Annotated in this window: 8 protein-coding genes and 1 tRNA gene; all 9 read right to left on the reverse strand. The window is 63.0% G+C overall.

What is annotated here, in order from left to right; genetic code table 11:
* Positions 1-62 precede the first annotated feature (62 nt).
* A complete protein-coding gene (gene rpoB / locus EGJ34_RS02170) occupies positions 63-4,217 on the reverse strand; it encodes a DNA-directed RNA polymerase subunit beta (protein ID WP_125358608.1) in 4,155 nt (1,384 codons plus the stop codon).
* A gap of 320 nt (positions 4,218-4,537) precedes the next feature.
* Positions 4,538-4,906 carry a 50S ribosomal protein L7/L12 gene (rplL, locus tag EGJ34_RS02175; protein ID WP_125358611.1) on the reverse strand — a complete coding sequence of 123 codons (369 nt, stop codon included), beginning with the start codon at positions 4,904-4,906 and terminating at the stop codon, positions 4,538-4,540.
* A gap of 62 nt (positions 4,907-4,968) precedes the next feature.
* Complete coding sequence (gene rplJ, locus EGJ34_RS02180; protein ID WP_125358614.1) at positions 4,969-5,496, reverse strand: 50S ribosomal protein L10; 528 nt, start codon at positions 5,494-5,496, stop codon at positions 4,969-4,971.
* 390 nt (positions 5,497-5,886) lie between these two features.
* Entirely contained in the window at positions 5,887-6,585 is a 699-nt protein-coding gene (rplA, locus tag EGJ34_RS02190) for a 50S ribosomal protein L1 (protein ID WP_125358616.1), read from the reverse strand.
* A gap of 4 nt (positions 6,586-6,589) precedes the next feature.
* Positions 6,590-7,018 (reverse strand): 50S ribosomal protein L11, encoded by a 429-nt coding sequence (rplK, locus tag EGJ34_RS02195; protein WP_125358619.1) that lies wholly within the window; start codon positions 7,016-7,018, stop codon positions 6,590-6,592.
* Positions 7,019-7,248: 230 nt separating this feature from the next.
* Positions 7,249-7,812, reverse strand: a complete 564-nt coding sequence (nusG, locus tag EGJ34_RS02200; protein ID WP_125358622.1) for a transcription termination/antitermination protein NusG — start codon at positions 7,810-7,812, stop codon at positions 7,249-7,251.
* Positions 7,813-7,822: 10 nt separating this feature from the next.
* A complete protein-coding gene (secE, locus tag EGJ34_RS02205; protein ID WP_125358625.1) occupies positions 7,823-8,230 on the reverse strand; it encodes a preprotein translocase subunit SecE in 408 nt (135 codons plus the stop codon).
* Between the two features lie 44 nt (positions 8,231-8,274).
* A tRNA-Trp gene (locus tag EGJ34_RS02210) sits at positions 8,275-8,350 on the reverse strand.
* A gap of 103 nt (positions 8,351-8,453) precedes the next feature.
* The coding region (tuf, locus tag EGJ34_RS02215; RefSeq protein WP_125358648.1) for an elongation factor Tu at positions 8,454-9,638 on the reverse strand (1,185 nt) is incomplete at its 5' end.

A 9,638-nucleotide genomic window follows, 5' to 3' on the forward strand; every position in this document is an offset into this window, starting at 1 on the left:
GTCGATGGGCTGTGTGATCAACATCCGGCGGCGCGGCTGCCAGGGCAGCCGCGCCTGCGCGATCAGTTGTCTTCCAGTTCCATGTTGATGGCCAGCGAGCGGATTTCCTTCACCAGAACGTTGAAGGATTCCGGCATGCCCGCGACCATCTCGTGCTCACCGTCGACGATGTTCTTGTACATCTGGTTGCGGCCCTGCACGTCATCGGACTTCACCGTCAGCATTTCCTGCAGGGTGTAGGCCGCGCCGTAGGCTTCCAGCGCCCAGACTTCCATTTCACCGAAGCGCTGGCCACCGAACTGCGCCTTGCCGCCCAGCGGCTGCTGGGTGACGAGCGAGTACGGACCGGTCGAACGGGCGTGCATCTTGTCGTCGACCAGGTGGTTCAGCTTCAGGTAGTGCATGTAACCGACCGTGGTGTGGCGGTCGAAGGCTTCACCGGTGCGGCCGTCGTACAGCTGGGTCTGGCCGCTGCTCGGCAGGTCGGCCAGTTCCAGCATGCGCTTGATTTCCGCTTCAGTGGCACCGTCGAACACCGGGGTGGCCATCGGCACGCCGTCGGTCAGGTTCTGCGCCAGGCGCAGCAGTTCCTCATCACTGAACTGCGACAGATCCACCTGGTTGGCATGCTGGGTCTTGTCGTGGTTGTAGATGTCGTCGAGGAACTTGCGCAGGTCGTTCAGTGCCGACTGGGCTTCCAGCATGCGCTGGATCTTGCGACCCAGGCCCTTGGCCGCCCAGCCCAGGTGCACTTCCAGAATCTGGCCGATGTTCATACGCGACGGCACGCCCAGCGGGTTCAGCACGATGTCCACGGTTTCGCCCGAGGCCATGTACGGCATGTCCTCGACCGGGACCACGTTGGACACCACACCCTTGTTGCCGTGGCGGCCTGCCATCTTGTCACCCGGCTGGATGCGACGCTTCACGGCCAGGAATACCTTGACCATCTTCAGCACGCCCGGAGCCAGGTCGTCACCGGCGGTGATCTTGCCGCGCTTGTCGGCGAAGCGACGCTCGAACTCCTTCTCGTGCGCCTGGATCTGCTTCTGGGCGCGTTCAATGGCTTCCGAGGCGTCCTCGTCCTTCATGCGCAGCGCGAACCAGTCAGCCTTCTTCAGGCCGTCCAGATAGGCGTCGGAGATGGTGTCGCCCTTCTTCAGGTTGACGCCACCGTTGACGACCTTGCCGACGATCTGCGAACGCAGACGGGCGTAGATCGCGCCTTCCAGGATGCGGAACTGGTCGTCGAAGTCCTTCTTGACGCGCTTGATCTCGTTTTCCTCGATCTGGCGGGCACGCTTGTCCTTCTCGATGCCGTCACGGGTGAAGACCTGCACGTCGATGACGGTGCCGTCCATGCCCGGCGGCACGCGCAGCGAGCTGTCCTTCACGTCCGACGCCTTCTCGCCGAAGATCGCACGCAGCAGCTTCTCTTCCGGGGTCAGCTGGCTTTCGCCCTTCGGGGTGACCTTGCCGACCATGATGTCGCCGGCGCGCACTTCGGCACCGATGTACACCACGCCCGACTCGTCCAGGCGGTTCAGCGCCTGCTCGGACACATTCGGAATGTCGGCGGAGATTTCTTCCGGCCCCAGCTTGGTGTCACGCGCAACGCAGGTCAGCTCTTCAATGTGGATCGTGGTGTAACGATCTTCTTCCACCACGCGCTCGGAGAGCAGGATGGAGTCTTCGAAGTTGTAGCCGTTCCACGGCATGAACGCGATCAGCATGTTCTGGCCCAGGGCCAGTTCGCCGATGTCAGTGGACGGACCGTCAGCCAGCACGTCGCCACGCGCCACCACGTTGCCCACTTCCACCAGCGGACGCTGGTTGATGCAGGTGTTCTGGTTGGAACGGGTGTACTTGATCAGGTTGTAGATGTCCACGCCGGCATCGCTGGCGTCGGTGATCTCGTCCTCGTTGACCTTGACCACGATACGGCCGGCGTCGATCTGCACGATCTCGCCACCACGACGGGCGTTCACGGTCACACCGGAGTCACGTGCCACGGCGCGTTCGATACCGGTACCCACCAGCGGCTTCTGTGCGCGCAGGGTCGGCACGGCCTGACGCTGCATGTTCGCGCCCATCAGTGCACGGTTGGCGTCATCGTGCTCCAGGAACGGCACCAGCGCGGCTGCGATGGAGACGGTCTGCATCGGCGAGACGTCCATGAAGTGGACTTCCGCCGGCGGCTTCAGCAGCGATTCGCCCTGGAAGCGGCACGGCACGAACTGCTCGGTCAGCACGCTGTTGGCATCGGTCAGGGCGTTGGCCTGGGCGATGACGTACTCGTTTTCCTCGATGGCCGACAGGAACTCGATCTCGTCCGAGACCTTGCCGTCCACGACCTTGCGGTACGGGGTTTCAAGGAAACCGTACTGGTTGGTGCGGGCATACACGGCCAGCGAGTTGATCAGGCCGATGTTCGGGCCTTCCGGCGTTTCGATGGTGCAGACGCGGCCGTAATGGGTCGGGTGCACGTCGCGCACTTCGAAGCCGGCGCGCTCGCGGGTCAGGCCGCCCGGGCCGAGGGCCGAGACGCGACGCTTGTGCGTGACTTCCGACAGCGGGTTGTTCTGATCCATGAACTGGGACAGCTGCGAGGAGCCGAAGAATTCCTTGATCGCCGCGGCCACCGGCTTGGCGTTGATCAGTTCCTGCGGGGTCAGGCCTTCCGACTCTGCCATCGACAGGCGCTCCTTGACCGCGCGCTCGACGCGGACCAGGCCGACGCGGAACACGTTCTCGGCCATTTCGCCGACCGAACGCACGCGACGGTTGCCCAGGTGGTCGATGTCATCAACCACGCCGCGGCCGTTGCGGATCTCGGTCAGGACCTTGATCACATCCAGGATGTCGGAGCTGTCGCCGTGCTCGGCGACCAGGCGCTTGGATTCTTCGTCGTTACGCTCGCCGAAGTACTTGCTGTCGTACAGCACGGCTTCGCCGGTGACTTCCTTGCGGCCGACACGACGGTTGAACTTCATGCGGCCGACCGTGGACAGGTCGTAGCGCTCGAAGGTGAAGAACAGGTTGTGGAACAGGTTCTGCGCGGCGTCCTTGGTCGGCGGCTCGCCCGGACGCATCATGCGGTAGATTTCGACCAGCGCTTCGAGCTGGGTCTTGGTCGGGTCGATGCGGAGGGTGTTGGACAGGTACGGGCCACGATCCAGATCGTTCACCCACAGGGTGCCCACGGCATCCACGCCGGCCTTGCGGAAGGCCTGCAGCTGCTCGTCGGTGATCTCGTCGTTGGCCTGGGCCAGCAGTTCGCCGGTGGTGGCGTCGACCACGTCGTGCGACAGGATGCGGCCGACGATGTAGTCGTCCGGCACGGCCAGGGCGGCGATGCCCGAGGCTTCCAGCTGCTTGACGTGACGCGCGGTGATGCGCTTGCCGGCTTCCACGATGACCTTGTCACCGTCGGCCAGGTCGAAGTTCAGGGTTTCACCACGCAGGCGCTCGGAGACCAGCTCCAGCTGCACGCCTTCGTCCGGGTTGATGTGGAAGGTGTTGATCTCGAAGAACTGCGCGAGCATTTCCTCGTTGCTGTAGCCCAGGGCGCGCAGCAGGATCGACACCGGCAGCTTGCGGCGACGGTCGATACGGGTGAACAGCGCGTCCTTCGGGTCGAACTCGAAGTCCAGCCACGAGCCGCGGTAAGGAATGATGCGGGCGCTGTACAGCAGCTTGCCCGAGCTGTGGGTCTTGCCACGGTCGTGGTCGAAGAACACGCCCGGCGAGCGGTGCAGCTGCGAGACGATGACGCGCTCGGTACCGTTGACGATGAAGGTGCCGTTGTCGGTCATCAGCGGGATCTCGCCGAGGTAGACCTCCTGCTCCTTCACGTACTTGATGGCCTTGGTCGACGACTCGCGGTCGTAGATCACCAGGCGCACGGTCACGCGCAGCGGCGCGCCGTAGCTCATGCCACGCTGGCGGCATTCGCGTTCGTCGAAGACCGGTTCGCCCAGCTTGTAACCGACATATTCCAGCGCGGCGTTGCCGCTGTAGCTGGCGATCGGGAAGACCGACTTGAGGGCGGCGTGCAGGCCCAGATCACGGCGCTTGGCCGGATCGATGTTCTCCTGCAGGAACTCGCGGTAGGAATCCACCTGGATGGCCAGCAGGAACGGCACTTCGAGAATCGAGCGCTGCTTGCCGAAGTCCTTGCGGATACGCTTCTTTTCGGTGAACGAATAGGACGTCATGAGGTCTCACCTTGGCTGTGCGGGCCGCACCTGAGGGTACGGCTCGAAGGGAACATTTAAATTGTCAGTTGGAAGTCGCTGGTATTGCCGGCACCAGCACGCCTTCTCCTGCTACTTCCAACTGCCAACTCGTCTGCTTCCAGTACCCCGCTGGCGCGCCCTGCGCTGCCGTGACGGAGCATGACTGCAGCCCGTGTTGGGCTTTGTGTTGCATTTACAGCAGCCGGGCAGCGCCCGGTACAACAACGACCAAAGGCCGGGGGCTTACGCCCCCAGCCTTGGCTGCATCGCCGTGATTCGATGGCGACGCAAGGAGCTGCTTACTTGACTTCGACAGTCGCGCCAACAGCTTCCAGGTCCTTCTTCATCTTCTCGGCTTCTTCCTTCGAAGCTGCATCCTTCAGGACGCCACCGGCTTCGGTCAGGTCCTTGGCTTCCTTCAGACCCAGGCCGGTGATGGCGCGGACGGCCTTGATGACGTCGACCTTCTTGTCGCCGGCAGTCTTCAGGGTTACGGTGAATTCGGTCTGCTCTTCAGCAGCGACGGCCGGGCCAGCGGCAGCAGCAGCGGCGACCGGAGCAGCGGCGGAGACGCCGAACTTCTCTTCGATGGCCTTGACCAGCTCCATCACTTCCATCAGGGACTTTTCGGCGATGGCGTCGACGATCTGTTCGTTGGTAAGGGACATTTTGATTACCTTTGGATGATTTTTCTGGGTTAGGTTCCGTCAGGAACCACGTAACAAGCGAATCAGGCGGTCTCGGCGGCCGGTTCGGCGGCGACAGCGCCACCTTCCTGCTTCTCGCCAACGGCCTTGACAGCGCGGGCGAACATCGCAGCCGGTTCGGACAGGACACGGGCCAGCATGGCCAGGGCCTGATCGCGGGTCGGCAGCGAAGCCAGCACGTCAACGTGGCTTGCCGGGAACACTTCGCCACCGATGACAACCAGCTGCGGCTGCAGCTTGTCGTTGCCCTTGGTGGCTTCCTTGATGACGCGACCGGCCGCGCCGGGCTCGTCGAGCGAGAACGCGAACAGCATCGGGCCGGTGAACTTGGCCGCTGCTGCTTCGAATTCAGTACCCTTCACCGCACGCTCGGCCAGGGTGTTCTTGACAACCTTCAAGAACACGCCTTCCTTGCGGGCCTGTTCGCGCATCTTGGTGATCTGCGCGACGGTGGTGCCGGCGTAGTGGGCTGCGACCAAGGAGTGAGCCTTGCCGGCCACTTCCGCGACCTCGGCGACTACTTCTTGCTTCTGGGACAGATTGAGAGCCATTGCACTCCTCCAATTGAACTCCGCTTACGGCTCCTGCCGTGCGCGGTCCTGGGCGGCCTCCATCCTGGATGCCGGGAACATCGGATTGATGTTCCAAGGGTGGGCCGTTCTAGACCTGGATGGCCAACCTGGGTAACCCCAGACGTGCGTAAACCAGAAAAACTCCAGAAAGGCACCATCTACGCAGGTTGATTCCCGAAGGAACCGATTAAGCGGGGGTGCTGCGCCGGCGGCGACTCCTTGCCATGTCGAGCAGTCCCTGCCCGTCGCCGGTATTGCATCCACCGCGCCTGCGGTCTTTGACGGCGGTCTTCACGGGCCTGAACCCGATCCGATGCCTTCAAATGTCACGGACACGAACCCGGCAGGGTTCGCATCCGCTTCAAACACTTACTTGAGGGTCAGCGACGACTGGTCGACGGTGACGCCCGGGCCCATCGTCGAGCTGACCGAAACCTTCTGCAGGTAGGTGCCCTTCGAAGTGGCCGGCTTGGCCTTGATCAGGTCCAGCAGCAGCGCGGTCAGGTTCGACTTCAGCGCGTCTTCGGCGAAGTCGGCCTTGCCGATGGTGCAGTGGATGATGCCGGCCTTGTCGGTGCGGTAACGGACCTGACCCGACTTGGCGTTCTTGACGGCTTCGCCCGGGTTTGCCGAGACGGTGCCGACCTTCGGGTTCGGCATCAGGCCGCGCGGGCCCAGCACGGTGCCCAGCTTACCGACAACGCGCATGGCGTCCGGGGTGGCGATGACGACGTCGTAGTTCAGATCGCCGGCCTGCATCTTCTCGGCCAGGTCGTCCATACCCACGGCTTCGGCACCTGCGGCCAGGGCTTCGTCAGCCTTGGCACCGGCCGGAGCGAACACCGCCACGCGGACCGACTTGCCGGTACCGGCCGGCAGCACGGTGGAACCGCGGACCTGCTGGTCGGACTTCTTGGCGTCCACGCCCAGGCGCACGGCGACGTCGATCGACTCGACGAACTTGGCCTTGGTGGCGGACTTCAGGATGCTGATCGCCTCTTCGAAGCCATAGGACTTGCCCGGGACAACGGCGGCCTTGATGGCCTTCTCACGCTTGGTCTGTGCCATCTTCTTAACCCTCCACCACGAGGCCCATGGAACGGGCAGAACCAGCGATCGTACGCACGGCGGCGTCCAGGTCGGCGGCAGTCAGATCCGGTTCCTTCGCCTTGGCGATCTCTTCCAGCTGCTTGCGGGTCACCTTGCCCACCTTGTCGGTGTTCGGCTTCTTGGAACCCGACGAGATGCCGGCAGCCTTCTTCAGCAGGGTGGTGGCCGGGGTGCTCTTGGTGATGAAGGTGAACGTACGGTCCGAGTAGGCCGTGATGATCACCGGAACCGGCAGGCCCGGCTCGAGCTTCTGCGTGGCGGCATTGAAGGCCTTGCAGAATTCCATGATGTTCAGGCCACGCTGACCCAGCGCAGGACCGACCGGCGGCGAGGGGTTGGCCTGACCGGCCTTCACCTGCAGCTTGATGTAACCGACAACTTTCTTTGCCATTTGAGTGCTCTCCGGGTGCTAGCGCCTTGCGACAACAGGCTCCCCATCGGACCGGGAATGTCGCGTCCCGGCATCGCGTTTTGAATTCATGCAGAAGGCCACCTTGCGGCGGCCTCGTGCTTTGTCAGCTGCCTGACAGGAAGCCGCGCATCATAGCAGGTTCTGGGAGGACTGTCTGAATGGGCAGATCCCATCGACGGGCATGGCCCGTCGCTGCAACGCCATCCGGATCAGCCGGTCTGCTTTTCGACCTGGCCGAACTCGAGCTCGACCGGGGTGGCGCGACCGAAGATCAGCACCGAGACGCGGACACGGCTCTTCTCGTAGTTGACTTCCTCGACCACGCCGTTGAAGTCGTTGAACGGACCTTCGGTGACGCGGACCATCTGGCCCGGCTCGAACAGGATCTTCGGACGCGGTTTTTCCACACCTTCCTGAACACGACCCAGGATGTTGGCCGCTTCGGTCTCGGAGATCGGCAGCGGACGGTCGGCGGTACCACCGATGAAGCCCAGGACCTTGGAAGTTTCCTTCACCAGGTGCCAGCTTTCGTTGTCGATGCGCGGAATGCCGTTTTCGTCGTGGGTCTCGATCTGGACCAGCACGTAGCCCGGGAAGAACTTGCGCTCGGAACGGCGCTTCTGGCCGGAACGCATTTCGACCACTTCCTCGGTCGGAACCAGGACGTCGCCGAACAGCTCCTGCTTCTCATGGGTGACGATACGGTCACGCAGCGCCTGTGCTACGGACTTTTCGAAGCCTGAATAGGCGTGAACCACATACCAACGCTTCACAGGTTTCTCCTTATCGGCCCAGGAACCACTGGGTCGCCAGCTGAATCAGGTAATCGAAACCGCCCAGCAGCAGGCTGAGGATGGTGACCACCACCATCACCACCCAGGTCATGCGGATGGCTTCCTGGCGGGTTGGCCAGACCACCTTGCGCAGCTCGAAGCGCGATTCGGACAGGAACTCGCGGGTGTCGCGACCTTTGGCGGTCAACATGAACACACCGAAGCCGGCCAGCAGGCCCAGTACGACGCCAAAACCACGCAGCGGCGTGGACCAGGCGCTCTGCGGCGCATGCTCGGGCATGCCGAACCAGAACCAAGCAAAAAGACCCGCGAGTGCCAGGAGCACTGCGGCGGCGTATTTGACAATGTCACCACCGGAAGCGGCGGTGTCCTTGGAATGCTCGATCTTGCTGTTCATCCGGCTCTGGCTGCTGTGGCGGCATGGCCGCTGGAAGGAGAAAGTGGCACGCCAGGAGGGACTCGAACCCCCAACCTGCGGTTTTGGAGACCGCTGCTCTGCCAATTGAGCTACTGGCGTACGTTGAAAAACACCCTTCCCTTAGACGGCGAAGGCGGACCGAGGTTCCCGGCCCGCCGTTCGCGAGACCGGCAGCGCTGTGCTGCCGCCGGTTCGTACTGTATTACTCGATGATCTTGGAGACCACGCCGGCACCGACGGTACGGCCACCTTCGCGGATTGCGAAGCGCAGACCTTCGTCCATGGCGACCGGGTTGATCAGGGTGACGACCATCTTGATGTTGTCGCCCGGCATGACCATTTCCACGCCTTCCGGCAGTTCAACCGCACCGGTGATGTCGGTGGTACGGAAGTAGAACTGCGGGCGGTAGCCCTTGAAGAACGGGGTGTGACGGCCGCCTTCGTCCTTCGACAGCACGTACACTTCGGCGTCGAACTTGGTGTGCGGCTTGATCGAACCCGGCTTGGACAGCACCTGGCCACGCTCGACGTCGTCACGCTTGGTGCCGCGCAGCAGCAGACCGGCGTTGTCACCTGCCTGACCCTGGTCCAGCAGCTTGCGGAACATTTCCACGCCGGTGACGGTGGTCTTCTGGACCGGACGGATACCGACGATTTCGATTTCGTCGCCGACCTTGATGATGCCGCGCTCGATACGACCGGTCACCACGGTGCCGCGGCCCGAGATCGAGAACACGTCTTCCACCGGCATCAGGAACGGCTTGTCGATGTCGCGTTCCGGTTCCGGAATCCAGGAATCCAGCGCTTCAACCAGCTTGATCACGGCCGGCACGCCGATGTCGCTCTGGTCGCCTTCCAGCGCCAGACGGGCCGAACCGGAGATGATCGGGGTGTCGTCGCCCGGGAAGTCGTACTTGCTCAGCAGTTCACGCACTTCCATTTCGACCAGCTCGAGCAACTCAGCGTCGTCGACCATGTCAGCCTTGTTCAGGAAGACCACGATGTACGGCACGCCGACCTGACGCGACAGCAGGATGTGCTCGCGGGTCTGCGGCATCGGGCCGTCAGCGGCCGAGCACACCAGGATCGCGCCGTCCATCTGGGCGGCACCGGTGATCATGTTCTTGACGTAGTCAGCGTGGCCCGGGCAGTCAACGTGGGCGTAGTGACGGGTCGGGGATTCGTATTCGACGTGCGCGGTCGAGATCGTGATGCCACGTGCCTTTTCTTCCGGCGCGGCGTCGATCGCGGAGTAATCCTTGAACTCGCCACCGAAGCGCTCGGCACCGATCTTGGTCAGTGCGGCGGTCAGCGTGGTCTTGCCGTGGTCGACGTGACCGATGGTGCCGACGTTGACGTGCGGCTTGGTGCGTTCGAACTTACCCTT

This window comes from Stenotrophomonas sp. 278 (genome assembly GCF_003935715.1).
Classification (GTDB): domain Bacteria; phylum Pseudomonadota; class Gammaproteobacteria; order Xanthomonadales; family Xanthomonadaceae; genus Stenotrophomonas; species Stenotrophomonas maltophilia_AH.

Bases quoted from the DNA above. Each gene is read 5' to 3' on its own strand.
- rpoB (WP_125358608.1), bottom strand. From the start codon at position 4,217: ATGACGTCCTATTCGTTCACCGAAAAGAAGCGTATCCGCAAGGACTTC.
- rplL (WP_125358611.1), bottom strand. From the start codon at position 4,906: ATGTCCCTTACCAACGAACAGATCGTCGACGCCATCGCCGAAAAGTCC.
- rplA (WP_125358616.1), bottom strand. From the start codon at position 6,585: ATGGCACAGACCAAGCGTGAGAAGGCCATCAAGGCCGCCGTTGTCCCG.
- rplJ (WP_125358614.1), bottom strand. From the start codon at position 5,496: ATGGCTCTCAATCTGTCCCAGAAGCAAGAAGTAGTCGCCGAGGTCGCG.
- rplK (WP_125358619.1), bottom strand. From the start codon at position 7,018: ATGGCAAAGAAAGTTGTCGGTTACATCAAGCTGCAGGTGAAGGCCGGT.
- secE (WP_125358625.1), bottom strand. From the start codon at position 8,230: ATGAACAGCAAGATCGAGCATTCCAAGGACACCGCCGCTTCCGGTGGT.